Source organism: Neoroseomonas lacus, assembly GCF_014644535.1.
GTDB lineage: Bacteria > Pseudomonadota > Alphaproteobacteria > Acetobacterales > Acetobacteraceae > Neoroseomonas > Neoroseomonas lacus.
On sequence record NZ_BMKW01000003.1, the window covers coordinates 57,636 to 82,321 of the forward strand.

Consider the following 24,686-nt stretch of genomic DNA (forward strand, 5'->3'; position numbering starts at 1 on the left):
GTCAAAACCCGGATCTCCGTCGAACCACGATTGGAGATCCCCATGCCAGATACGCTCCCGCCCACCATCGCCGATGTCACCACCGGGCCGCTGCCGGCCTCGCGCAAGGTGCATGTCGAAGGCCGCCTGCATCCGACGATCCGCGTCGCCATGCGCGAGATCGACGTCTCGCCGAGCGCGCATGAACCGCCGCTGCGCGTCTACGACACCTCCGGCCCCTATACCGACCCTTCCCATGCCACCGATATCCGTCGCGGCCTGCCGGAGCTGCGCCGCGCCTGGATCGAGGCGCGCGGCGACGTCACCTCCCATGAAGGCCGCGCCGTGCGCCCCGAGGATGACGGGCTGCGCCCCGGCGAAGCCCCGCGTGTGCCCGTGTTCAGCCGGGCCGACCGCGGCCTGCTGCGCGCGCGCGACGGCGCCGCGGTGACGCAACTCGCCTATGCCCGGCGCGGCATCATCACGCCCGAGATGGAATACGTCGCCATTCGCGAGAACCTCGGCCGCGACAAGTTGCGCGCCGCCGCCGCGCGCGGCGGCGAATCCTTCGGCGCCGCCATCCCCGACCACGTCACGCCCGACTTCGTGCGCGACGAAGTGGCGCGCGGTCGCGCCATCATCCCCGCCAACATCAACCACCCTGAATCCGAGCCGATGGCCATCGGCCGCAACTTCCTCGTGAAGATCAACGCCAATATCGGCAACTCCGCCGTCAGCTCCTCGGTCGGCGAGGAGGTGGACAAGCTGGTCTGGGCGATCCGCTGGGGCGGCGACACGGTCATGGACCTCTCGACCGGCCGCAACATCCACACCACGCGCGAATGGATCATCCGCAATTCCCCCGTGCCGATCGGCACCGTGCCGATCTACCAGGCGCTGGAGAAGGTCGGCGGCAAGGCGGAAGACCTCACCTGGGAGATCTTCCGCGACACGCTGATCGAGCAGGCCGAGCAAGGCGTCGACTACTTCACCATCCATGCCGGCGTGCGCCTCGCCTACATCCCGCTGACTGCGAAGCGCGTCACCGGCATCGTCTCGCGCGGGGGCTCGATCCTGGCGAAGTGGTGCCTGGCGCATCACCAGGAGAATTTCCTCTACACCCACTTCTCCGAAATCTGCGACATCATGCGCGCCTACGACGTCTCCTTCTCGCTCGGCGATGGCCTGCGCCCCGGCTCCATCGCCGACGCCAACGACGCCGCGCAATTCGCCGAACTCGAAACCCTCGGCGAGCTCACCAAGATCGCCTGGGCGCGCGACGTGCAGGTGATGATCGAAGGCCCCGGCCATGTGCCGATGCACAAGATCCAGGTCAACATGACGAAGCAGTTGGAAGTCTGCGGCGAGGCGCCCTTCTACACCCTCGGCCCGCTCACCACCGATATCGCCCCCGGCTACGACCACATCACCTCCGGCATCGGCGCGGCGATGATCGGCTGGTTCGGTTGCGCCATGCTCTGCTACGTCACGCCGAAGGAACATCTCGGCCTGCCGGACCGTGACGACGTGAAGGTTGGCGTCATTACCTACAAGATCGCCGCGCACGCCGCGGATCTGGCGAAGGGACACCCGGCTGCGCAGGAACGCGACGACGCACTCTCCCGCGCGCGCTTCGAATTCCGTTGGCGCGACCAGTTCAACCTCTCGCTCGACCCTGAAACGGCCGAACGCTTCCACGACCAAACCCTGCCGGCGGAAGGCGCCAAGCTCGCGCATTTCTGCTCGATGTGCGGTCCGAAATTCTGTTCGATGAAGATCTCGCAGGAGATCCGCGTCGCGGCGGAGGCCGGCATGGCCGAGAAGTCGGAGGCGTTCCTCGCAAGTGGCGGTGCGATCTACGTGGCACCGTCGGCGTGAAGAAGGTTGGAGGGGCGTTGTCCCTCCAAACCACCCCACCAAAGGGCCGGGCCCTTTGGAATGCCATCAATGGGTACCGGGCGCCGCAAGCCACGCCAGCACGACAGTCCAAGTATCGGTTTCCAAAGGCCCCCCGGCCTTTGGTGGGTCCAGGGCAAAGCCCTGGTGGGGCCCGGGGCGAAGCCCCGCTACAGGTCGAGCACCCGCTCAGGCGCCGCCCGCCCGCGCAGCAGATCCCACACCCCGATCATATTCCCCTGAAACCGCCCCCACCGATCCGCCCAAGGTTCCGGCTTCACCGAGCGCACGAGATTCGCCAGGCAATGCCGCGCTGCACTCGGGATCGCATGGCTCCAGGGAAACGACCCCTTGCGCGCCAGGTAGACCGGGTTGACCACCTGTGAATACCCCAGCCGCAACTGCTTCACCCGCCCCGACTTCGACCCCAGATGCACGCCGCGCGCGCCGGCCAGCCGCAGGATGCTTCCATGCTCGCCAAGCCGGCGCGTCACGTCGATATCCTCGTACCAGGCATAGAGCGGCAACCGCTCATCGACGCGGATGCCATGCGCGCGCACCGTCGTCATGCGGAATGCCATGTTGCAGCCATAGCCGTTGAAATGTGGCGCCGCTGCCGAGGCATCTTCCGGCGCGACGTCGGCCGCCAGCAGCGCGGCCCCATCGGTCAGCGAATACCCTGGCCCATTCGCGCCATCGGCAATGACGGTCCCTGTCGCCACCACCATTTCCGGATGCGCCATAAAGGCCGCTTCCGTAACCGCGAGATACTCCGGCGCGCAGAGGAAGTCGTCATCCAGGAACAGCACCGCATCGCAATCCGCGGCCGCATCGAGGATCGCATTGCGCTGGCGCGGCAGCCCCGCCGCGGCGGTGATGAACTCGACGCCAGTCACCGCATCGCACCCCGCCACGTCATCGGCCGTGACATGACAGACAATGATCCGATCCGCGCGGCGTGTCTGTCGCCGCAGATCCTCCAGCACGCCAGCCAGGATCGTCGGCCGCCCGCGCGTCGCGATGCCGATGGCGATACGCATCAGCGGGTCTCCGCCAGGGGCGCGACCACCGCCGGCTTGCGCGCTTCGGCCGCCATCGCGCCGGCGACGCGCCCGCGCCAGGTCATGAAGTAATACGCTGCCTCATGCATCCGCCCGCGCAGCAGGCTGACCGCCACCCCGCCCAGCGGCCGCACCAGAAATGCAAACCACGCCGAAGCCGGCGCCCGGTTCCGCCGCAACGCGAAGCCCAAGCCGCGCCCATACCGCTCCGCGCGTTCCACCGCGACATCCGACAGTCGCTTGTCGGGATGGATGATGCGCAGCGCCGCGTCGTATCGTGCACGAAGCCCCCGCGCCATCGCGCGGCACACCAGATCATTGCCCTCGGCCGACCCGAAGGCGCTGCCGGGGCCCATGCCCTCGTCGAAACCGCCCAGTGCCAAGGCGGTCGGCCGGCGCAGGAACAGGTTGAACTCGATCACGCTGGTCCAGACGTTGCGGAGGTCGATTGCCCCGCTCTCGGTCCGCCACCGCCCCGACCCCAACCCGCCCTCCGGTGAGGCCGCCGGCCCGGTCAGCACCGCCAGCGACGCATCCCCGGCAAACGTCGCATCGACGCGGTCGAGCACGCCGGCCGGATACAGGCAATCATCATCGGGGAAGGTCACGATCTCCCCGCGCGCATGGCGCAGCCCGAGATTGCGCGCATGATTCGCATTGCGCACCGAGGAGCGCAGCCGCCGCAGCGGCAACCGCGCCGCATACGCCGCCTCGATCGGTCCGAGCCGGTCATCGTCATTCTGATCGACGACAATGACCTCGAAATCCGCGCGCCCCTGCGCCAACAGGCTGTCGAACAGCGCCGCCACATCCGCATCCCGCCCGAGCGTGGCGACGACCAGCGAGAACCTCATCACACAGCCTCGTCCACCACGCGCCGCATCGCCGCGCGGAAGGCGGCATGGCTGAAGCGTTCCGCATTGGTGCGACACTCGGCCGGGTCGATGGACAAACCCTCGAAGGCCTCGACGGCGGCGATGATGGCGTCGCTCGTCTGCTCATCGAAGAACACGCCGGTGCGGCCCGGCTGCACAATGTCGCGCGCCCCGCCCTTACCGAAGGCGATCACCGGCGTGCCGCAGGCCTGCGCCTCGACGGTGGCGATGCCGAAATCCTCCTCGGCGGCAAACACGCAGGCGCGCGCCGTCTGCGTCAGCGTCACCAGCTCCGCCGTGCCGACGCGCCCCCGCAATTCCACATTCGCCGCCCCGGCCGCCGCCGCGCGCACCTGCGGCGCATTCGGCCCGTCGCCGACCACCACCAGCCGGCGCCCCGGCATGCGGCGGAACGCCTCGGCGATCAGCTCGATCCGCTTGTACGGCACCATGCGCGAGGCAACGAGGTAGAATTCCTCCTTCGCCTCACGCAACGCAAACCGTCCCACATCGACCGGCGGATGCACGACCACGCTCTCGCGCCGCCAGGCCTTGCGGATGCGCTCGCCGATATAGGACGAGTTCGCCACCACAACATCCGGGTTCAACGCACTGGCGCGATCCCACATCCGCATCCGGTGCAGCAGGTGGCGCGTGTACAGCCCCTTCAGCCCCGTCTCCATCCCCGCTTCGCGCAGATATTGATGCTGCAAATCCCACGCATAGCGCATCGGGCTGTGCACATAGCTGACATGAAGCTGCCCCGGCCCGGTCAGTACGCCCTTCGCCACCGCATGGGACGAGGACAGCACCAGATCATACCCAGACAGATCCAGTTGCTCGATCGCCACCGGCATCAAGCCGAGGTACTTGCGGAAATGCTTCCGTGCCAGGGGAAGTCGCTGAATGAAGGTCGTCGTCACCTTCTTGCCGCGCAGGAAGCCGCGCTCGCTCTCCGGCATGAAGTCGCACACCGCGAACAGGTCGGCCTCCGGCCATTCCGCGATCAATTGCTCGACGACGCGTTCCGACCCCGCATAGCTGTCCAGCCATTCATGAACGATGGCGACTTTCATGCGAGGCGGTCCTCAATCAGCGACAGCAACGCGCGCGCGGCCCGCTCCCAGGTGAACTCGGCCGCCCGCGCCAAGCCCGCGCCTCGCATCCCCTCGCGCAATCCATCCTCCTCGATCAGCCGCACCAGCGCCTCGCGCAGCGTCGCCGGCTGCGCAGGGTCGAACCACAGCGCCGCCGGCCCGCAGACTTCCGGCACCGCGCCAGCATGCGCCGCGACGACCGGGCAGCCACAGACCATCGCCTCCAGAGGCGGCAACCCAAAACCCTCATAGCGCGAGGGAAATATCAGGCAGAGCGCGTTCTCATACAGCGCGCGCAGCTCGGCATCGGATACGCGACCAAGCACTCGCGCCGCCTCCGCCGCCACGCCGCCACCGGCGCGGAACACCGCCGGGTCGGCCGCCCCGGCCACCGCCAGCACCAACCCGTGCTGCCCCAGCACCTCGGCCGCCGCACTCAGCGCCGAGAGATTCTTGTGCGCCGCCGGATTGCCCACCACCAGCGCATAGCGCGCCGGCTCCAACCCATGCCGCGCCAGCACCGCGCCATCGGCCGCCACGCGCAACACATGCTCGCCGCCTTCCGGCAGCACGCCGATCATCGCTTCATCGACTCCCAGCGCCGCTGCGATCCGCCCGCGCGAAAATTCGGACACCGTCAGCACTCTGGCCCCACCACGCGCGAGCCGCTTCTGCAGCAGCCGATACCAGGTCCGGAACGCGAAGGAATACGACTCCGGCGTATCGAAGGCCCCGGCATCGTGGATCACCACTGCCTGCCGCGCCCCCGCGAAGATCGGCGCCGTATTGCCAAGGTTCACCAGGAAATCGCCGCCAACCGCGCGAGCGAGGTCGATCTGTTCCCAGGCCTGCCCGCCGCGCGTACCCACCGCCTCGGCGCGAAACCCGCGCAACCCGGCATCCCGCGCGCCCAGCGGATGCAGCACCCGCGCCGCCGGCCATTCCCCCGCCACGCACAGCGCATCGGCGGCCGCGACGATCTCCGTCGCGAATCGCTGCACACCCGTCATGCCCTGCGTCAGGAACCGCCCGTTGATCGCGATCATGCCCGCGCTAGCCCAACCCGCCGCAGCAGCATCGCGCGGTCCTCCTCCGGCGCGATGCGCCACCCCAGTACGACCACCACCGCCAGCGTCACCACCCCCAGCAGCCCCGCCGCGATGAAGCCGGGCGCCACCACCATCAGCCCCAGCCCCACGCCCGCCGCCGCCAGCAACGGCAACAGCGCGCGCCCCGCCACGGCCGCCGGCGGATAGAACCGCGCCGCCAACAGGAAACGCCCCGCGCAATCCGCCGCCGCGCGCAACGCCCAGGCGATCGCCGCGCCCTCGATCCCGATCAGCAGCAGCAACCCCGCGCCGAGCGGCAGGAACACCGCCGCCTGCACCAGCGAGAAGGTCGCCGTCACCTCGGGCCGCCCGATCGCATCCAGCAGCACCCCCGGCACGAAGGCGAGGCACGAGAAGAAAATCCCCACACCCAGGATACGCATCACCATCCCGCCGCCATCGGCAAACGCATTGCCCAGCCATAGCCACAGCAGCCAGGGCGCGAGCGCCACCAGCACCAGGCAGGCCGGCAGCACCAGCCCCGCGACGATCAGCGCGCCACGACGGAGCAACAGCGCCGTCCGCTCCGGCGCGGTGCGATAGGAGGAGGCAATGGCCGGCAACAACGCCTGCGCCACCGCCACGGGTAGGATCCACATGCGCATGACGAGGTCGAGCGGTGTCGCATAGAAGGCCACCGCCGTCAGCCCGATCACCGCGCCGACCAGGAATCGGTCGGCATAGAGCAGCATCTGCGTCAGCGCGCCCGACAGGCTCATCCACCCGCCCTGGCGCAGCAGCGGCCGCAGCAGCGCGAATCGCGCGCGATCCAACCCAAGCCGCGGCACGTCCTTCCAGGCCAGCGCCGCATAGGCCAGCCCGCTCGCCAGCCGCACCGCCACCAGCGCGAACATCACCCCCACCAGGCTGTCCCAGGCGAGCAGCGCCAGCACCGGCCCGAGGTAATAAAAAACGCTGACGGGCATGTTGACGATATTCGCCGCGCGAAACCGCTGCCACGCCGCCAGCACGCCCCACAGCGCCGCATTCAGCACCACCAGTGGCGCGGCCAACGCCAGCACGCGGAAGGCCGCCAGCGCCTCGGCCTCCAGCCCCGGCGGCACGATCAGCACATGGCGGATCAGCACCGGCATCAGGACATAGGCGAGCACCGCCATCACTGAGGAGAGCCCGAGCAGCGCATAGATAGTGGCCCCGACCAGCGCCGGCGCGTCACGCCCGCGCCCTTCGCCGATTGCCTCCGACACCGCCCGGGTGAGCGCCATGCCCAGCCCGAGGTCGAACACCCCGAAGATGCCGACCATGGCGAGGGCGAGGGTGAACAACCCCCAGCGCTCCGTCCCCATCAGGTGCACCAGCACCGGGGTGATCACCAGTGCGATCAGCAGCGGCACGCCTCGCCCAAGCGCATTCCACAACACCCCGGAAACGAGCCGGCGCCCGCCGGCCCGGTCTTCCGGGCCCTCGGACGCCGTACCCGTCATCGGATGGGTTCCCTGTGTCGCCCGTCGCTCAGTGGGCGCCGCGGCGGGACAGCACCGCCACGGGGGTCTTGAGCAGGATGCGCATATCAGCCAGCAGCGAGGGCTGCGAGACATAGGCGACATCGAGCGCCACGCGCTGGTCGTAGGAGGTCTCCGACCGGCCACTCACCTGCCACAGGCCGGTGATGCCCGGGCGCACCGTCAGGTAATGGGCCGCGGCCGCGCCGTAATACTGGTCAAGCTCGGTCAGCGTCACTGGGCGGGGGCCGACGATCGCCATCTCGCCGCGCAGCACGTTGATCAGCTGCGGCAGTTCGTCGAGCGAGGTGGCGCGCAGGAAGTGGCCGATCCGCGTGATGCGCGGGTCGTTCTTCAGCTTGCGCGTCGCATCCCATTCGGCGCGCGCCGCCGGGTCGGCGGCCAGCAGCGCCTCGAGCCGCGCCTGGCTGTCCACCACCATCGAGCGGAACTTCAGGCAGCCGAAGATGGTGCCGAAGCGGCCGACGCGCGGATGGGCGTAGAAGGCCGGGCCGCCATCCATCCGCACCATCAGCGAGACGACCAGGAAGAAGGGGGCGGCCAGCAGCAGCGCTGTGGCGGCGATCGCGATATCCATCGCGCGCTTGGCCATCGGCGTGAAGCGGGCGGTGCGATAGCCGCCGATGGCACCAGCCATGGCACCTCGCGGGGGGAGGGGACCAACCGGAACGCTGGACATGATCGTCAACGGCCTTCTGGGTGACGCCATCGCCGGCGGGGGGACCGACGAAAGCCATAGTGGGTTCTCAGGCCTGGCCGCTTTCTCCCTCGTTACTGGGGTGGGCGATCCGGGCCTTCGGTTGATCCTGAATATCTTCTCTGGCGCTGTCCGATTTGGGACCTGCTTGCGGCGGGATTGTGGCGGCGCAGCATGACGTTGCGAATTTTTGCGACGCCTTGCCGGCGCGCTCTCACGGCCCTAGACGGCGGCCAATCCCACGGAAAGTGCCGCCCGTTCCGGCGAGCCACCATATATTGCTGACGCAACGTATTTTTCGCCCCGTCGCGACAAGGCCGAAAAGAGGCAGGGCCTCAATCTCGGCGCCGAATTTCTCGTTCTGGAGTGACGCCGCTGTCCGCCCGATCTGAGACCATCTTCGCCTATGGCTTCGCGCTGCTGCTCGGCCTGGCGCTGGTGCTGGCCACCTTCCCGCTGGACTTCCTGCTGCCGCAGGCCGGCGGGCCCTGGGCGCCGCAGGGCGATGCCGCCCAGCACGCCATCGCGCAGCGTTATTTTCTTGGCGATGCCTGGCGCTGGCCGCCGCTGCATGTCGCCAACCTGCTTGCCCCCGAGGGGCTGAACATTGCCTTCGCCGACGGCATCCCGCTGTTGGCATTGCCGCTCAAGGCATTGCGCGACCTGCTGCCGGCCGGCTTCCACGGCATCGGCCTGTGGTACGCCATCGCCTGGGTGATGCAGCCGCTCGCCGCGGTGTGGTGCCTGCGCGCGGCAGGGGAGAAGCGCCTGCTGCCGGCCATCGCGGCAGCACTCGCCGCCTCCGCCATGCCGGCCTTCATCAACCGCTACGGCCACGCCGCGCTGACCGGTCATTTCACGCTGTTGATCGGCCTCGGCCTGTATCTGCGCCTGGTGCGGCACCAATCGGCCCGGCTGTGGCTGCTGGCGGTGCTGACCTCGGTCGGCACGCTGCTGGTGCATCCCTATCTCGGCGCGATGGCCCTCGCGCTGCTCGCCGCCGTGCCGCTCACCCTGCTGCTGCGCGGCGAGCACGGCTGGTTCGCCGCCGGCCTCGGTGTGGTCGCCTGCGCCGGCGCGGTGGGCGCGACCATGGCCGCCTTCGGCTATCTCGGCGCCAAGGGCGATGGCGGCTATGGTGACTTCGCGCTGAACCTGCTCTCCCCGGTCTGGCCCTGGCGCTCCTGGTTCCTCGGCGGCCTGGTCGGGCGCGAGATCGACGCCACCGGTCATGGCGGCTGGGAAGGCTACAACTGGCTGGGCCTCGGCCTGCTGGCCGGCCTGCTGGCGTTGCTGGCGCTGACGCCGCGTGCGGTCGCACACGCGCTGCGCCGCCATGCCGGGCTGGCGATCGTGCTGCTGGGGCTGACCTTGCTCGCCATCTCCTTCCGCATCGGGGCCGGCACGGCGGCGGTGCTCGACCTCGGCCCGCCGCCCGGCTTCCTCGAACAATTCCGCGCCTCCGGTCGCTTCTTCTGGCCCGTCGGCACGGCGCTGCTGGTCGGCACCATCGCGCTGCTGGCGCGGCTGCCGCGCCTCGGGATCCCGGCGGCGCTGCTGCTCGGCCTCGTGCAATTTGCCGATGCCCAACCAAACCGCACCGCCATAGCCAGTTGGGCGCAGACGCGCGAGCCCTGGTCGGTCGATGCCCCCGCGCTGCGCCGCCTTTTCGCCGAGGCGGACCGCCTGACCCTGCTGCCGAGCTGGCCCTGCGTCACCCCGCCCGACACCATCGGCGATCATGCGCGTCAATTGCAGGTGCTCAGCCTCGCCGCCGAACGCCCGCTGCCGGCGAACACCATGTACGTCGCGCGCTGGCGCGGCGAACGCCCACGCTGCGACGACGCGGCAACCCTCGCCGCGCCGCTCGCCCCCGGCGAATTGCGGCTCATCCTGCCCGGCGCGCGCGATGCGGCACTGGCGACGATGCCCGGCGCCGCCACTGCCTGCACCCCGGTCGGCGAGTTGCTCGCCTGCCGCCTCACTCCGCGCTGACGCGGCTCGGCACGTATCGTTCGGTGAAATACAGCGGCCGCTGCTTCGTCTCGTTGAAGATGCGCCCGAGATACTCGCCGATGATCCCGAGCATCATCATCTGCACCCCGCCGAGGAACAGCACCACGGCGAGTAGCGACGGATAGCCGGCGACCGGATTGCCGAAGAAGAAGGTGCGCACCAGCAACTGCGTCAGGTAGAGCACCGCCCCGATTGCGGTGAACAACCCGACATAGGTCGCCACCTTCAGCGGCGCGACGGTGAAGGAGGTGATCCCCTCCAGCGAGAAATTCCACAGCTTCCAGTAGTTCCACTTGGTGGTGCCGGCCGCCCGCGCCGCGCGATCGTAGCGCACCGCCTTGGCCGGGAAGCCGATCCAGGCGAACAGCCCCTTCATGAAGCGATGCTGTTCGCGCAGCTTGAGCAGCGCATCCAGCGCGCGGCGCGACAGCAGCCGGAAATCGCCGGTATCCGGCGGCAGCTGCACCTTACCGCCGAGGCGCTGCATGACGCGATAGAAGCCGTGCGCCGTCGCCTTCTTCACCCAGCTCTCGCCCTCGCGGGTGTTGCGCTGGGCATAGACGACGTCGAAACCCTCCCGCCAGGTGGCGATCAGCGCCGGGATCACCTCCGGCGGGTCCTGCAGGTCGGCGTCGATCACCACCACCGCCTCGGCGGCGCGCGCATGGTCGAGCCCGGCGGTCAGCGCGATCTCCTTGCCGAAATTGCGCGACAGATTGACCACCGCGACGCGCGGATCGGCCGCCTGCAGCCCGCTCATGACCGCGAGCGTGGTGTCGCGCGACCCGTCATTCACATAGACGACCTCCCACGCCATGCCGATGCCCTCCAGGGCCGAGGCCAGGCGCCGATGGAACTCGGGCAGCACCTCCTGCTCGTTATAGGCAGGGACGACGACAGAGAGCGCGGGCGCGTCAGGTTCGGGCATCGGGCATTCCAGGCTGGCGGGCAGGGCGTCCGCCGGTCCGCCCCAGGATCAGCACGCAGACGGCCAAATCAAGGCGCCTCTGCGTCATGTCTGGACGAACAGGTTCAACTCCGTCGCGATGACCTCCCATTCGCGCAGGCAGCGGGCGATGTCCTCGCGGAAAGCCGCTGGGCCGAGCCAGGCGGGGATGGTGTCGATCTCGAGCAGCCGCCGCTGGGTGGCGCTGTCCGCCATGATGCGCTCGAACAGCCCCGCGCTGCGGTCGAGGATCGCCTGCGGTGTCCGTGCCGGCGCCAGCAGCCCGATGAAGCCCGAAAAGGCGAAGCGCCGCGAATACCCGATCTCCTCCATCAGCGGCACTTCGGGCAGGGAGGGCAGGCGCCGCGTGCCCGACAGCGCCAGTGGCCGGATGCGGCGCGAACGGACCGCCCCTCCGCTTGCGGCCATGGAATGAAAGGCGCAGGCCACATTGCCCGCCAGCATGTCCTGCAGCATCGGCCCTTCGCCGCGATAGGCGACATGGGTCATGTCGAGCCGCGCCTCATCCGAGAACATCTGCCCATAGGCATGCCCCGAGGAGCCCGGCGCATAGGAGCCGAAGGACAGGTCCTTGCCCCGTGCCCACGCGACGAATTCGGCGACCGTGTCGCCCTGCGTCGAGGGCGAGGCGCAGAGCACGAGCGGCGTCACACCCAGCTTGCCGATCGGCGCGAAATCGTTGACCGGGTCATAGGGAAAGCGCCGCAGCACGACCGGCGAGGTGACATGGGTCGTGATGGTGAACAGCATCGTATAGCCGTCAGGTGTCGCGCGCGCCGCCGCCTCGGTCCCGATCAGCCCTCCTGCGCCGCCGCGATTGTCGATGACGATGGGCTGGCCGAGCGCGGCCGCCATCGGCTCGGAGATCATCCGAGCCCACAGGTCGGTCGAGCCGCCAGGCGGGAAGGGGACGATCCAGCGGATCGGCCGATCCGGCCAGCTACCCTGCGCCAGGGCCGGGCGGGCCAGCACCAGCCCCGCCGATGCCGCAAAAACACCTCTGCGCCGCATGCGCGTTTCCTCCTCATTTTATTGCGTGGAGCCTACTGACCGGACGTCATGGGCGGCAACAGATCGGCGCGGGGATTGCATTCAAAGCGTCGACACCGGAGCCTTTGCCGCATGCCCGACGCCACGCCGCCCAACCCCGACGCCGTCATCGACGCCCTGCTGCCCGCCACCGGCATCCCGCTCGACCCGGCCTGGCGCGCGGCGGTGGCCGCCAACCTCGCCGTGGCCGGTGCCATAGCGGCCGCGCTGCAATCCTTCCCGCTGCCCGACGCGCTGGAACCCGCCGCGGTCTTCGAGCCCGGCCGATGAGCCTCGAATCGCTGCTCGATTGTGATGCGGTCGGCATTGCCACGGCCTTCCGCGCGGGCGATGCCAGCGCTGCCGAGATCGCCGAGGCCGCCCTCGCGCGCATCGCGGCGCGCAACCCGGTGCTCAACGCTTTCACCGACGTGACGGCCGACCGCGCGCGGATGCAGGCCGCCGCGCTGGACGCCGCGCGCGCGCGTGGCGACGCGGTGCCGACGCTCGCCGCCGCACCCTTCGCGGCGAAGAACCTGTTCGACATTGCCGGGCTGGTGACGCGCGCCGGGTCGCGCATCAACCGCGACCACCCGCCGGCCGGCGCTGACGCGACCCTGGTGACGCGCTTGGAGGCCGCCGGCGCGCTGCTGCTTGGTGGGCTGAACATGGGCGAATACGCCTATGACTTCACCGGCGAGAACGCCCATGATGGCCCCTCGCGCAACCCGCGCGACACCACGCGCATGACCGGCGGCTCCTCCGGCGGGTCGGGCGGCGCGGTGGCCGGCGGGATGGCGACCATCGCGCTCGGCTCGGACACCAACGGCTCGATCCGCGTGCCCTCCTCCTTCTGTGGCACCTTCGGCCTGAAGCCGACCTATGGCCGGCTGTCGCGCGGCCATTCCTTCCCCTTCGTCGCCGCGCTCGATCATGTCGGCCCGCTGTCGCGCTCGGTGCGCGACCTCGCCGCCTCCTACGACGCGATGCAGGGGCCGGACCCGCTCGACCCCGGCTGCACGCGACGCGCGCCCGAACCGATCGGCGCGGGCTTCGATTCCGGCATCGCCGGGCTGCGCATCGCCCGGCTCGGCGGCTGGTTCGCCCGCCACCGCCTGGCCGAGAGCGATGCCGCCCTCGACCTCGCCTGCACCGCGCTCGGCGTCACCGCCGAAGCCGCGCTGCCCGAAGCCGAGCGTGCCCGCGGCGCCGCCTTCCTCATCACCATGGCCGAGGCCGCCGAATTCCACCTGCCGCGCCTGCGCATCCGCCCGGCTGATTTCGACCCGGCGGTGCGCGACCGCCTGATCGCCGGCGCGCTGCTGCCGGCATCATGGGTGCAGACCGCGCAACGCTTCCGCCGCTGGTTCGCCGCCGAGGCGGCGGCGCTGTTCCGCCACCACGACATCCTGCTCGCGCCCGCCACGCCGATGTACGCCCCGCGGCTCGGCACCCAGGCCGTCACGCTCGATGGCGTTGAACTGCCGCTGCGGCCGAATATCGGCGTCTATACCCAGCCGATCTCCTTCATCGGCCTGCCGGTGGTCGCCGTGCCACTGTGGCCGGCCGGCCAGGCGCTGCCGCTCGCCGTGCAGGTGATCGCGCCAGCCTGGCGGGAGGACCTCGCCCTGCGCGTCGCCCGCCAATTGGAACGCGACGGCATCGCCTGCGCCCCCGTCGCCGCTTTCGGAGCCTGACCATGGATATCGACATTCCCGAGGTGAAGGCCGAGCTAGAAGCCGTCTTCGCCCGCTACGAAACGGCGCTGACCACCAACGACGTCCCGGTGCTCGACGAGTTGTTCTGGGAAAGCCCCTCCACCGTCCGCTTCGGCGGCGCGGAGAACCTGTTCGGCGCCGCCGAGATCGCCGCCTTCCGCGCTGGCCGCTCCCCGGTCGGGCTGCAGCGGGAGGTGTTGCGCACCTCGATCACGACTTACGGCCGCGACTTCGCCACCGCCTCGATCACCTTCAAGCGGGTCGGCACCGGCAAGATCGGCCGGCAGCAGCAATCCTGGGTGCGCTTCCCCGATGGCTGGCGGGTGGTCGCGGCCCATGTGAGTCTCATCGATCCGCCCATTTCCTGAGCCATTGCCTTCGAATTGGGCGCGGTTGCCACGCCGCGCCACCACCCGCCACGGAAGATCATGTCCTCTCCCTCGACGCTGCTTGAACTGGAGGCCGATGTCGCCCGCGACCTCGACCTCACCGCCCATCCTCGCGCGCCCTGGTTGCTGCCCAAGACCGCCGGTGGGCTCCCGGTACGCGACTGCCTGGTCATTGGTGGCGGGCAATGTGGCCTGGCCGTCGCCTTCGCGCTGAAGCGCGACAAGGTCGACAACATCCTGGTGATCGACCGCGCCGAGTCCGGCCGCGAAGGCCCCTGGGTCACCTATGCGCGCATGCACGCGCTGCGCTCCCTGAAGGACCAGACCGGCCCCGACCTACGCCTGCCGTCGCTGACCTACCAGGCCTGGCACGAAGCCCAGTTCGGCTCGGCGGATTTCGCCGCCATGGTGCTGATCCCGAAGGAACTCTGGAACGACTACCTGGCTTGGTTCCGCCGCATCACCGGCATCCCGGTGCGCAACGGCATCACCGCCGGGCGCATCACCCCCGCGCGCACCGATGACGACCTGCCTTGCCTGTCGGTCGAGACCACCGAGGGACCGATGCTCGCCCGCAAGGTTGTGCTGGCGACCGGGCAGGAAGGCGTCGGCGGCCCCTGGATGCCGGATTTCGTCACCGCCCTGCCGAAACATCTGCGCACCCATGCCTGGGATGCGATCGACTTCTCCGCGTTGCGCGGCAAGGTGGTGGCGGTGCTCGGCGCCGGCGCCTCGGCCTTCGACAATGCCGCGACGGCGCTCGAGGCCGGCGCCACTGAGGTCCACCTGTTCTGCCGACGCGCCGAACCCATGGTGGTGCAGCCCCATCGCTGGCTGACCTTCGCCGGCTTCCTGCGCCATCTCGGCGACATGCCGGACGAATGGCGCTGGCGGTTCATGGCGAAGATTCTAGGCATGCGGGAGGGCTTCGCCCAGGGCACCTACGACCGCGCCAACGCCCACCCGAACTTCACCATGCAGATCGGCCGCCCCTGGACCGGCGCAAGGGCGGAAGGCGGGCGCGTGGTGCTGGCGACGACGCGGGGCGACTTCACCGCTGATTTCGCGATCTGCGGCACCGGCGTGCGGATGGACCCGCGCGCCGTGCCGATGTTGGCCGGTTGTGCCGAGAACGTCGCGCTCTGGTCCGACCGTTACACGCCACCGGCGGCGGAGGCGAATGAACGCCTCGCCAGCTTTCCCTATCTGGCGCCGGATTTCGCCTTCGTGGAACAGCGGCCGGGCGAGACGCCGTGGATTCGCGACATCCACCTGTTCGGCATCGGCACCAGCATGTCCTTTGGGCCGGCGGGCAGTTCGATCAACGCCATGTCGATCGCCGCGCCGCGCATCGCCGCGGGCGTCACGCGCGGCCTGTTCGCGGCCGACATGCCGCGCCTCTACGCCGACCTCGAAGCCTATGACGTGCCGCAGGTGGTGCTGGAGGAAAGCCGCCTCGCCACGGCGTAAGGCGCCGGCCTCAACCCGATAAGAAGCGGCCCGAGGCATGCCGCCTCGGGCCGCGAGCGCAAGGCGCGATTGCGCCCAGACGGTCCGGTCTTCCTGGCGCGCGAGCCCACGGCCCGAAGGCAAGGCGCGCGGATGCCCGCCGCCCGCCCTCTGAGGGATCAACTAAAACGTCCAGGACACCGAGGCGATGAAGCGATTGTCGCAGACCTTCAACCCGCCGGCGCAATCCGACTGGCTGATATTGGTGCCATAGAAACCGACCGCCGCGGAGAAGCCATAGGCGATCGGGACCGTCGCGTAGATGCTGTAGGCCATGTAGTCCGGCGTGCCGAAGCGGGCGTTGTTCTCGATCCACTGGTAGCCGAGGCGCCCCGACAGCACGATGTCGAGCACTGGCGTCTTCCAATCGACCCCGCCTTCGATCCAATAGCTGTTGCCCGAGGACCCGAAGAAGTCCGGCGACCAGGCGGCGGTGCCGACGAAGGTGACCGGTTCCAGCTCATACTTCAGCTTCAGCATCGCTTCGCCATAGGCGATCTGATACTGGCCCGGCTGTTCGGAGTACCCAGGATAGCCGTAGTAGATGCCGCTGATATCGGCGGTGAAGCCGCTGACCGTGTAGCGGAAGCCGGCAATGCCATCGACTTCCTGGCGGGCATTGGTGCCAGGGAAGGAAACGTTGCTCGCGAAGGCACCGACGTAGAAGCCGGTTTCATGCGACAGTTCGACGCTGCCCTGCACCGCCGGGCGGTTATTGGTCTGGCTGATGTTGCGGAACACATAGTCCGTGATGCCGGTAGCGGTACCGGTGATGGAAAATCCGCTGCCGAGATCCACCTGCGCTGCGGCCGGGCTGGCCAGAAGGCCCAGCCCCAAAGCCATGGTGGCGATTTTCCTGAACATGCTGCCTTCCGTTCCTTGTTTCCATGCCGCCCCCCGGCGGCCATACCCGGTGGCGCAGAGGCAACCAGAGCAAGTCACGGATCAGCAATCTTTGTGCCGCTGTTATGAAGTGCGCTCGACTCACTGCCCGAGCGTCTTGGCCACAGCCCCGCGGCCTCTCCGCCGCGTTGATTCGTTCAATACAGTCGCGCGTTCAATTGCATACAGTTCAGCGCGCCGCCGCCGGGCGCAAGGCATCATGCCTGCCCCGGGGCGATGCGGGCGGCCCACCCCGGGGCCGCGCGTCAGGCCGGCAGCGGCATGGTCCGCTTCTTCCACGCCGAGGCCTGCACCGCCGAGGACCGCACATGCACCACCACCGGCCGGTCCGTGACGGCAAACGCCGCGGCGAGCGCCGGCTCGATATCATCCTCGGTCTGCACATCGAAGGCGGCAGCCCCGAAAGCCTTGGCCCAGGCCATGAAATCCGGGTTCACCAGGCTGGTCGCCTGGTCATAGGGCCGCCCCGGATAGCGGCCTTCATGATGCATCCCGATCGTGCCGTAGCCCGCATTGTTCGACAGGATGATGATCGGTGCCACGCCCTCGCGCCGCGCGGTCGCGATCTCGTTGCCGGTCATCAGGATGCCGCCGTCGCCGACGAAGGCGACCGCCCGCTTGCCGGGCCGTCGCAACGCCGCCGCCACCGCCATCGGCACGGCCGACCCCATGGCGCCTACATTTGAGGCAAGAAAGACGTGACTTTGCTTGAACGGAAAATACCGATGCAGGAAGGAGGAGAAATTCCCGGCATCGGATGTCACCGCCGCATCCGCCGGGATGTGGCGCGCCATCGCCGCGCAGACGGCGCCGAAATTCACGCCATCCTCCATCTTGTCCCATTCGGGCGCGAGCAGCCCGCGATGGATGGTGTTCAGCCCCTTCACCCAGGCTTTCCGCCCCTCGCTGGCTTCCGGCGCATTGCGCGCCAACAGCGCGCGGATCACCGCATGCGGGTCGGCGGCGATCGGCAGGTCCACGCGCCAGACGCGGCCGATCTCATTCGCATCCGGCCACACCTGCACCAGTGGCAGCTGCGGCTGCGGCGCGGCGGGGAAGGTGTAGGACTGACTGATGCTGTCCGACAGCCGCTCGCCCAGGCAGATCATCAGATCCGCCTTCTTCATCTCCTCGATCAGCGGCTTGGGCACGCGGATGCCCATGTAGCCGCCGTAATTCGGATGCGTCGCATCGAACAGATGCGGCCGGCGATGCGTCGGGCTGATCGGCAGCGTCCAGGCTTCGGCCAGGCGCGTGAGGTCGGTGAGCGCCTGCTCGCCACCCGAGGCCATCGCACCACCCACCAGCACCAGCGGCCGCTCGGCCTGCGCCAGCATCTCAGCGAGCTGGTCGAGGTCCTCGCTGCGCGGCCCCGACTTCGGCAGCACCGCCGGCAGCACCACGGGGCCTTCGGCCGGCTGATCGAAGATATCCTCCGGCAGGATCACCGCGACCGGCCCGGGCGTGCCCGATTCCGCGAGGTGGAAGGCACGCGCGATGACCTCGCTGGCTTGGATCGGCTGGATCACCTCGAAGACGCCCTTCGTCACGTCCGATAACAGGCGCGAGTAATTCTGCTCCTGCAGCGCCAGCCGGCCGACATCCTTGCGCTCGACATGGCCGATCAGCACCACCAGCGGCGTCGCGTCATGAAATGCGGTATGCATCGAGATCATCGCATTGGTGACACCCGGCCCGCGCGAGACGAGCACGACGCCAGCCCGCCCATCGCGCATCCGCCCATCGGCGGCGGCCATGAAGCCGGCGCCGCCCTCATGCCGGCAGACCACCAGGCGAATGCCCGGCACGTCGGTCAACGCATCGGTCAGGCCCAGATAGGACTCCCCCGGCACGCAATAGATCAGGTCGATGTCGTGAGCGGCCAGGCTCTCGGCCAGGATGCGGCCGACGGTGCGGGTCATGGGGACGTCCTTATTGTGGTTGCAGGCCGGCGGCGCGGACCAGCGGCGCGAAGGCCGCGAGTTCGTCGCGGATGAAGGCGGTGTAGCTCTCGGGCGTGGTGTCGGGCGGCGCGCCGCCCAGTTCCTCCAGCCGCGCGCGGGTCGCCGGGTCGGTCAGCACCGCACGCAATTCGGCGGAGAGGCGATCGACGATCGGCGCCGGCAGCCCTGCCGGGCCGGAGATGCCGAACCAGGCATAGGAGACGACATCGAGCCCGCCCTCGCGCAGCGTCGGCAGCTCGGCAAAGCCGTCGGCGCGCTCCGCCCCGCTGACGGCGAGCGCGCGAAGCGAACCCGCCCGCACATGGGGCCCGGAGGAGGGCAGGCTGTCCATCATTGCCGGCACCACGCCGCCCATCAGGTCGGTCAGCGCCGGCCCCGCGCCCCGATACGGGATGCTCTCGGTCCGCACGCCGAGCGCCATCGCCAGCCGCACCCCGGCCAGATGCGACGAGGTGCCGATGCCGGCCACGGCGAAGCGCACTTCCCCTGCCGCGCGCGCCGCGGCTGCGAAGTCGGCGAGGTTGCGCACCGGGCTCGCCGGGTTGACCAGCAACACCGAGGGAGAGCGCGCGATCATCCCGACATGGGTGAAGTCGCGCAGCGCGTCATAGGGAATGTTCGGATACAGCGCCGGCGAGACGCCGTGCGAGGTGGAGGAGGAAACCAGCAGCACCAGCCCGTCCGGCTCCGCCCGCGCGACGAGCTGCGCGCCGATCGTCGCCCCGGCCCCGGCGCGGTTCTCCACGATCACCGGCTGACCCAGCCGCGCACCCAGCTTCTCGGCTACGATACGCCCGACGACATCGGTGGTGCCCCCCGGCGCGAAAGGGACAACGAGGCGGATCGGCCGCGAGGGCCACGCCCCCTGCGCCCGCGCCATCGCCGGCAGCAGGGTCAGCGCCAGTGCCGTGCGTCGCCTCATTCGGGGCGGATCCCGAGGCTTCGGATGACCGCGCCGAACGCCTCGCGCTGCTGCGCGAGCAGCGCGCGGAATTCATCCGGATTGCGCGGGATGGACTCTGTCCCAATCGTCGCGAGCCGCTGCTGCGTCTCCGGCAATGTCGAGGCCTGGGCGAGTTCGCCTGACAGCCGATCGAGGATCGGCCGCGGCGTGGCGGCCGGCGCCATCATGCCGATCCAGCCGATGTAATCGTAGCCCGGCAGGTCGAGCGCCTCGGCGAGCGGCGGTACCTCCGGCATCAGCGGCGTGCGGCGCCCGACGGTGCTGCCCAGCGCGCGCAGCTTGCCCTCGCGGATCAGCCCGGCCGCGGCGGCCAGCGTCTCGATCGCGAAATCCACCTGGCCGCCGAGCAGCGCCGCCATCGCCGGCCCGCTGCCCTGGAACGGCACATGCAGCACATCGACCACGGTGCGCGCGACCAGCAGCGCCGTCAGCAGGTGCTGCGCGCCCCCGACGCCCGACGAGGCATAGCTGCGCTTGCCCGGCTCGCGCTTCAGCAACTCGATCAGGCCGCGCGCGTCCTGCGCCGGGCTGTCCCCGCGTACCACCAGGAAATAAGGCGAACCCGAGAAGGTTGCGATCGGCGCGAGGTCACGCTCGACATCATAGGGCAGCCGCTGCAGCAGCGGCCCGAAGGAGATCGGCCCGATCGAGGCGGCAAGCAGCGTGTAGCCATCCGGCGCCGCCTTGGCGACGTAGTCGGTGCCGATCGACCCGCCGGCACCGGGCTTGTTCTCCGGCACCACCTGCTGGCCGAGCGTCTGCGACAGTCGCTGCGCCATGATGCGTCCGACGAGGTCGGTCGCCTGTCCCGGCGGCCAGGGTACGATCAACCGGATGGTACGGTTCGGCCAGGCCACCCCTTGCCCCAGGGCGGGTCGCGCAAGCAGCGGCATGGCAGCCAGCGCCAAGTGGCGACGAGCGATCATGGACCGATTTCCTTTTCCCTGCGCGTATCCTGCCGCAACGGCCGGGCACCGCAAGGGCGGCCGGGTGTCCAACTGACAAGCCGGCACCGGCCCGCACCCGAGAAGGCGCCCGATGGCACATTCTCAAGCGGTCATTCACTCCACGCTGACACCCGCGCGGCGCACCACCGGCTCCCAACGCGCCGCATCCTCGGCGACGAAGCGGGCGAAGGCGGCCGGGCTTTCGCTCGGTTCGACATCGAGGCCGCCGCCTTCGAGTTTCCCGCGCACCTCCGGATCGGCCAGCGTCTCCGCGAGCGCCGTGAACAGCCGCTGCACGCGGTCAGGCGGCGACCCACCCGTGGCGAACAACGCATACCAGGTCGCCGCCTGGATGTCGGGGAAGCCGGCCTCGCCGGTGGTCGGCAGGTTGGGCAGCGCGGCGTTGCGCCGCGGCCCGGCGATCGCCAGCGCGCGCACCGTGCCGGCCTCGATCTGCGACTGCATCGGCGCCAGGGCGTTGGTGAAAACCTGAATACGCCCGGCCACCACGTCGTTCATCGCCGGCCCGGTGCCGCGATAGGGTACATGCTGCATCTCGACGCCCAGCACCTGGTTGATCATCGCGCCCGCCGCATGCCCGGTGGACCCGACGCCGGGCGAGGCATAATTCAGCGGCGGATTCGCGTTGCGCGCCACTGCCTGCAACTCGCGCAGCGTGGTCGCCGGCACGGACGGATGCACGACAATGACATTCGCCCCGCTGCCGATCATGCCGATCGGCGCGAAGGCGGTCGCCGGATCATAAGGCAGGCGTTTGCGCACCAACTGGTTGATCGTCAGGCTGCCCGACCCGCCCAGCAGCATCGTGTAGCCATCCGGCGTCGATTTCGCGACGACCTCGGCGCCCAGCGCGCCACCGGCGCCGCCGCGATTCTCGATCACCACCGGCTGGCCGAGCCGGTGCGCCATGCCATCGGACACCAGCCGCCCGACGATGTCGTTGGTCCCGCCCGGCGGCCACGGAATGACGAGGCGTAGCGGGCGGTCGGGGAAGGCCTGTGCGAAGGCGGGGGCTGGCAGCGTCGCCGCAACGGCAAGGGCAAGCAGCGCACGCCGTGTCAGGGGCGGCATTGGCATGGGACACATCCTCCGATGCGCGGCCCTCGCCCCCGGCGGGTGGGTCCGTCGCGCTTGGGCGGCAGGGTGACGGCGGGTGAGGGAGGTGTCCAGAGCGGGTCGCGAGGGAAGAATTGAAGGGGCTTTGCCCCTCCAAACCACCCCACCAAATGACCGTGTCATTTGGAAAGCCGGTACTTGGTGCCGGGCGGTACGGGTGCGCTGCCACCCGCATCACGCACGCCGTGCCCGGTGGCGGGTCCCGGCACTCCTTCTGACAACGGGGCACGGCGCCAAACGATGGCATTCCAAAGGGTCCGGCCGTTCGGCGGGGTGCCTTGGAGGGGCGGCGCCCCTCCAACCTTCTGTCACCCCTTCGCGCGCGCCTGCCAATCCGCCAGCGGAATGCGCGGGATCTCGACTCGGTCGGTCGTGCGCGCATACCACCCGCCGCCATGCATGCGCCCGACCAGCTCCATCTTCGGCGTGTCCAGATAGAACCGCGACGCATCCTGCACACAATCGTCGCGCACATGCATGGCGATGACACGGCCCATGACGATGGTGTGGTGCCCGGTCGGCACGAACTGGAAGATTTCGCATTCCAGCGCGACCGGGCTTTCGGCGATGCGCGGCACCTTCACCAGCGAGGACGGCGCGGTGGTCAGCCCCGCCTCGGCGAGTTCATCGACGCCGTGGGGAAAGTCGATGGCGGTGATGTTCATCTGCGCGGCATTCTCCGCCGAGACCAGGTTCACCACGAACTGCCCCGTCGCCTCGATATTGGCCAGCGTGTCCTTCACCACCCCGGGCGGCCGCTGCCCGCAGCCGATGCCGACGACGACCGGATTGCTGGAGAAGGCATTGAAGAAGGAATAGGGCGCGGCATTGATCCGCCCTTCGCGATCCTGGCTGACTACCCAGGCCACCGGCCGCGGCACGATGGACGAGACGATGAGCTTGTAGGCCTGCTCCGGCGGAACCTTGGTGAAGTCGAACAGCATGGGCGGCGTCCTTGCGATGCGGTGTGTCTTGTGTGGGGTGGCGGATTAGCCGACGCAATGCGGTGGCGTCCGCCCCTCGATCAGCAGCGCGGCGAGATTCTCGATGCAACGCTCGCCCATCGCCTGCCGCGTCTCGACCGTGGCCGACCCGAGATGCGGCAGCAGCGCGACATTCTCCAGCGGCAGATAGCCCGAATACACGCGCGGCTCGCCGTCATAGACATCGAGCCCGGCGGCAGCGATGTGGCCCGACCGCAGCGCGGCGACCAACGCCGCATCATCCACCGTGGTCCCGCGGCCGGTATTCACCACCATCGCGCCCGCCTTCATCAGCGCGAGCCGTTCGGCATTCAGCCACTTCGCCGTCGCCGCGCCGCCGGGAATATGCATCGACAGCACGTCGATCGCGGCCAGGAAACCCTCGTCGTTGTCGTGATACACCGCGCCCTGCTCCAACTCGGGCGCGACGCGGCTGCGATTGCGGTAATGGACCGCCATCCGCATGCCGCGCGCCATTTGCGCCAATTCCCGCCCGATGCGCCCGAAGCCGAGCACGCCGAGCGTCTTGCCCTCCAGCGTCATGCCCATCAGCTGCGTCGGCGCCCAGCCGGTCCAACCGCCGGCGCGCACCAGCCGCTCGCCTTCCCCGGCGCGGCGCGCGGCCATCAGCATCAGTGTGAAGGCGATCTCGGCCGTGGCGAAGGACAGCACGTCGGGGGTGTTGGTCACGACGATGCCGCGCGACCGCGCCGCCTCGAGGTCGATATGGTCGGTGCCGACCGAAAACGTCGCGATGATGCGCAGATGCTCGGGCAGCGCGCCGATGGTCTGGGCATTCAGTGCGTCGCCGGCCGCACACAGCAGCCCGGTCGCGCCGCTCTCGGCCACGCGGCGCAGGATCTCGGCGCCATTCCCGCTCCATGGCTCGTCCGCGTTGTTCAGCCGCGCATCGAACATCCCGGCCAGCCGTGCTTCGACGCCGTCGGGCAGGTGACGCGTAACGAGGACAGTGGGCTTGGCCATGGAACGCTTCCTGCATGAATCCGGGGATGGGCCTCACCATGGCGCGTGCCGGCCCGTCTTGCCAGGGGGCGGGGGAGGGGGCAGGTTCCGCCCCGGTCTCACGGCAGGAAACGAAGGATTTTGACGATGGATCTCGGTCTGAAAGGCAAGCGCGCCCTGGTCATGGGCGGCGCGAAGGGTCTCGGTCGGTCGATCGCCGATGCGCTCGCCGCCGAAGGCACGGTGCTGACCATCAGCGGCCGCGATGTCGCCGCGATGGACAAGGCCGCCGCCGACCTCAAGGCACTCGGCGCGCCGGCGGTGACGGTCGTGCAGGCCGACGTCTCGAATGGCGAGGAGATGGACAAGCTGGCGGACGCCGCCGTCGCCGCGATGGGTGGCGTGGACATCCTAGTGCTCAACCACGGCGGCCCGCCGGTGTGCACGGCGTCTGACATGAAGGAATCCGACCTCATCAAGTGGTTCCAGAACATCGTCGTCTCGCCTATCCGCATCACCATGAAGCTGCTGCCGGCGATGCGCGCGCAGAAATGGGGCCGCGTCATCGTGGTGGGTTCCTCGGGCATGCAGCACCCGATCCCGATCCTCGCACTGTCGAACACGCTGCGCGCCTCAATCTGGGCCTGGCTCAAGACCTTGTCGGGTGAAGTCGCCGCCGATGGCGTGACGATGAATATCCTGGCGCCAGGCTCGATCCGCACTGACCGCATCACCCAAACCGCCGCGGCGCGCGCCGAGAAGTCCGGCATTTCGGTCGATGAGGAAATCGCCCGCGCCGGCAAGGAAGTCCCCGCCGGCCGCGTCGGCGAACCGGGCGAATACGGCCCGATGGGTGCCTTCCTCGCCGGCAGCACGGGTGCCTACATCACCGGCACGATGGTCCGTGTCGATGGTGGCCGCGTCCGCTCCATGCTCTGACCCGCGCCTGGCCGCCGGCGCTGCCCGGCGGCCATCGCTGCCCTCACGAAGGTTGAATCC

General features: G+C 69.4%; 22 protein-coding genes. 7 read left to right on the forward strand and 15 right to left on the reverse strand.

All coding sequences use genetic code 11. The features are described from left to right. Window positions 1-42 precede the first annotated feature (42 nt). A complete protein-coding gene (gene thiC, locus IEY36_RS06740) occupies window positions 43-1,857 on the forward strand; it encodes a phosphomethylpyrimidine synthase ThiC (RefSeq protein ID WP_188966189.1) in 1,815 nt (604 codons plus the stop codon). Between the two features lie 188 nt (window positions 1,858-2,045). Here the strand turns inward: thiC and IEY36_RS06745 are convergent, their stop codons facing one another. The 6 genes from IEY36_RS06745 to IEY36_RS06770 are packed head-to-tail and all read right to left on the reverse strand — an operon-like array spanning window position 2,046 to window position 8,138. Continuing rightward, complete coding sequence (locus tag IEY36_RS06745; RefSeq protein ID WP_188966190.1) at window positions 2,046-2,915, reverse strand: glycosyltransferase family 2 protein; 870 nt, start codon at window positions 2,913-2,915, stop codon at window positions 2,046-2,048. Then, complete coding sequence (locus IEY36_RS06750) at window positions 2,915-3,790, reverse strand: glycosyltransferase family 2 protein (RefSeq protein WP_188966191.1); 876 nt, start codon at window positions 3,788-3,790, stop codon at window positions 2,915-2,917. Before IEY36_RS06750 ends, IEY36_RS06745 begins: the two co-directional genes overlap by 1 nt. Further along, complete coding sequence (locus tag IEY36_RS06755; RefSeq protein ID WP_188966192.1) at window positions 3,790-4,887, reverse strand: glycosyltransferase; 1,098 nt, start codon at window positions 4,885-4,887, stop codon at window positions 3,790-3,792. Before IEY36_RS06755 ends, IEY36_RS06750 begins: the two co-directional genes overlap by 1 nt. Further along, the gene (locus IEY36_RS06760) at window positions 4,884-5,954 is read right to left on the reverse strand and encodes a glycosyltransferase family 4 protein (protein ID WP_188966193.1); all 1,071 of its coding nucleotides are present in this window, start codon (window positions 5,952-5,954) and stop codon (window positions 4,884-4,886) included. Before IEY36_RS06760 ends, IEY36_RS06755 begins: the two co-directional genes overlap by 4 nt. Beyond that, the gene (locus tag IEY36_RS06765) at window positions 5,951-7,462 is read right to left on the reverse strand and encodes a flippase (protein ID WP_188966194.1); all 1,512 of its coding nucleotides are present in this window, start codon (window positions 7,460-7,462) and stop codon (window positions 5,951-5,953) included. Before IEY36_RS06765 ends, IEY36_RS06760 begins: the two co-directional genes overlap by 4 nt. A gap of 28 nt (window positions 7,463-7,490) precedes the next feature. After that, window positions 7,491-8,138, reverse strand: coding sequence for a sugar transferase (locus IEY36_RS06770; RefSeq protein WP_229681188.1), 648 nt, complete (start codon window positions 8,136-8,138; stop codon window positions 7,491-7,493). 426 nt (window positions 8,139-8,564) lie between these two features. On the opposite strand from IEY36_RS06770, the gene IEY36_RS06775 reads away from it, so the two are divergent. Beyond that, the gene (locus IEY36_RS06775) at window positions 8,565-10,193 is read left to right on the forward strand and encodes a DUF6311 domain-containing protein (RefSeq protein WP_188966196.1); all 1,629 of its coding nucleotides are present in this window, start codon (window positions 8,565-8,567) and stop codon (window positions 10,191-10,193) included. On the opposite strand, the gene IEY36_RS06780 is transcribed toward IEY36_RS06775, so the two are convergent. Both IEY36_RS06780 and IEY36_RS06785 read right to left on the reverse strand, forming a co-directional pair. After that, window positions 10,180-11,142, reverse strand: a complete 963-nt coding sequence (locus IEY36_RS06780) for a glycosyltransferase family 2 protein (RefSeq protein WP_188966197.1) — start codon at window positions 11,140-11,142, stop codon at window positions 10,180-10,182. The two genes, IEY36_RS06775 and IEY36_RS06780, sit on opposite strands and share 14 nt — an antisense overlap. A gap of 84 nt (window positions 11,143-11,226) precedes the next feature. Further along, window positions 11,227-12,192, reverse strand: a complete 966-nt coding sequence (locus tag IEY36_RS06785) for a Bug family tripartite tricarboxylate transporter substrate binding protein (RefSeq protein ID WP_188966198.1) — start codon at window positions 12,190-12,192, stop codon at window positions 11,227-11,229. 111 nt (window positions 12,193-12,303) lie between these two features. On the opposite strand from IEY36_RS06785, the gene IEY36_RS06790 reads away from it, so the two are divergent. The 4 genes from IEY36_RS06790 to IEY36_RS06805 are packed head-to-tail and all read left to right on the forward strand — an operon-like array spanning window position 12,304 to window position 15,787. After that, window positions 12,304-12,501 (forward strand): AtzG-like protein, encoded by a 198-nt coding sequence (locus IEY36_RS06790; RefSeq protein WP_188966199.1) that lies wholly within the window; start codon window positions 12,304-12,306, stop codon window positions 12,499-12,501. Next, window positions 12,498-13,907, forward strand: coding sequence for an AtzE family amidohydrolase (locus IEY36_RS06795; RefSeq protein WP_188966200.1), 1,410 nt, complete (start codon window positions 12,498-12,500; stop codon window positions 13,905-13,907). The genes IEY36_RS06790 and IEY36_RS06795 overlap by 4 nt, the downstream gene beginning before the upstream one ends. A 2-nt stretch (window positions 13,908-13,909) precedes the next feature. Then, window positions 13,910-14,296, forward strand: coding sequence for an oxalurate catabolism protein HpxZ (hpxZ, locus tag IEY36_RS06800; protein WP_188966201.1), 387 nt, complete (start codon window positions 13,910-13,912; stop codon window positions 14,294-14,296). A 60-nt stretch (window positions 14,297-14,356) separates the two neighbouring features. Further along, window positions 14,357-15,787, forward strand: coding sequence for an NAD(P)-binding domain-containing protein (locus tag IEY36_RS06805; RefSeq protein WP_188966202.1), 1,431 nt, complete (start codon window positions 14,357-14,359; stop codon window positions 15,785-15,787). Window positions 15,788-15,949: 162 nt separating this feature from the next. On the opposite strand, the gene IEY36_RS06810 is transcribed toward IEY36_RS06805, so the two are convergent. The 7 genes from IEY36_RS06810 to IEY36_RS06840 all read right to left on the reverse strand — a co-directional run bounded on the left by IEY36_RS06810 (window position 15,950) and on the right by IEY36_RS06840 (window position 23,708). Then, complete coding sequence (locus IEY36_RS06810; RefSeq protein ID WP_188966203.1) at window positions 15,950-16,690, reverse strand: TorF family putative porin; 741 nt, start codon at window positions 16,688-16,690, stop codon at window positions 15,950-15,952. Window positions 16,691-16,974: 284 nt separating this feature from the next. After that, window positions 16,975-18,651: a thiamine pyrophosphate-binding protein gene (locus tag IEY36_RS06815; protein ID WP_188966204.1), complete on the reverse strand. Its 1,677-nt coding sequence runs from the start codon at window positions 18,649-18,651 to the stop codon at window positions 16,975-16,977. A 10-nt stretch (window positions 18,652-18,661) separates the two neighbouring features. Beyond that, a complete protein-coding gene (locus tag IEY36_RS06820; protein WP_188966205.1) occupies window positions 18,662-19,615 on the reverse strand; it encodes a Bug family tripartite tricarboxylate transporter substrate binding protein in 954 nt (317 codons plus the stop codon). Then, on the reverse strand, window positions 19,612-20,583 hold the full coding sequence (locus IEY36_RS06825; protein WP_188966206.1) for a Bug family tripartite tricarboxylate transporter substrate binding protein: 972 nt from the start codon (window positions 20,581-20,583) through the stop codon (window positions 19,612-19,614). Before IEY36_RS06825 ends, IEY36_RS06820 begins: the two co-directional genes overlap by 4 nt. A 135-nt stretch (window positions 20,584-20,718) precedes the next feature. Further along, window positions 20,719-21,702, reverse strand: coding sequence for a Bug family tripartite tricarboxylate transporter substrate binding protein (locus tag IEY36_RS06830; RefSeq protein ID WP_229681189.1), 984 nt, complete (start codon window positions 21,700-21,702; stop codon window positions 20,719-20,721). A 347-nt stretch (window positions 21,703-22,049) separates the two neighbouring features. Further along, window positions 22,050-22,685: a flavin reductase family protein gene (locus IEY36_RS06835; RefSeq protein ID WP_188966207.1), complete on the reverse strand. Its 636-nt coding sequence runs from the start codon at window positions 22,683-22,685 to the stop codon at window positions 22,050-22,052. Between the two features lie 45 nt (window positions 22,686-22,730). Next, window positions 22,731-23,708 carry a 2-hydroxyacid dehydrogenase gene (locus IEY36_RS06840; protein ID WP_188966208.1) on the reverse strand — a complete coding sequence of 326 codons (978 nt, stop codon included), beginning with the start codon at window positions 23,706-23,708 and terminating at the stop codon, window positions 22,731-22,733. A 126-nt stretch (window positions 23,709-23,834) separates the two neighbouring features. Here IEY36_RS06840 and IEY36_RS06845 point away from each other — a divergent pair, with 126 nt between their 5' ends. Then, window positions 23,835-24,626 carry an SDR family oxidoreductase gene (locus IEY36_RS06845; protein ID WP_188966209.1) on the forward strand — a complete coding sequence of 264 codons (792 nt, stop codon included), beginning with the start codon at window positions 23,835-23,837 and terminating at the stop codon, window positions 24,624-24,626. The last annotated feature ends 60 nt before the right edge of the window (window positions 24,627-24,686 follow it).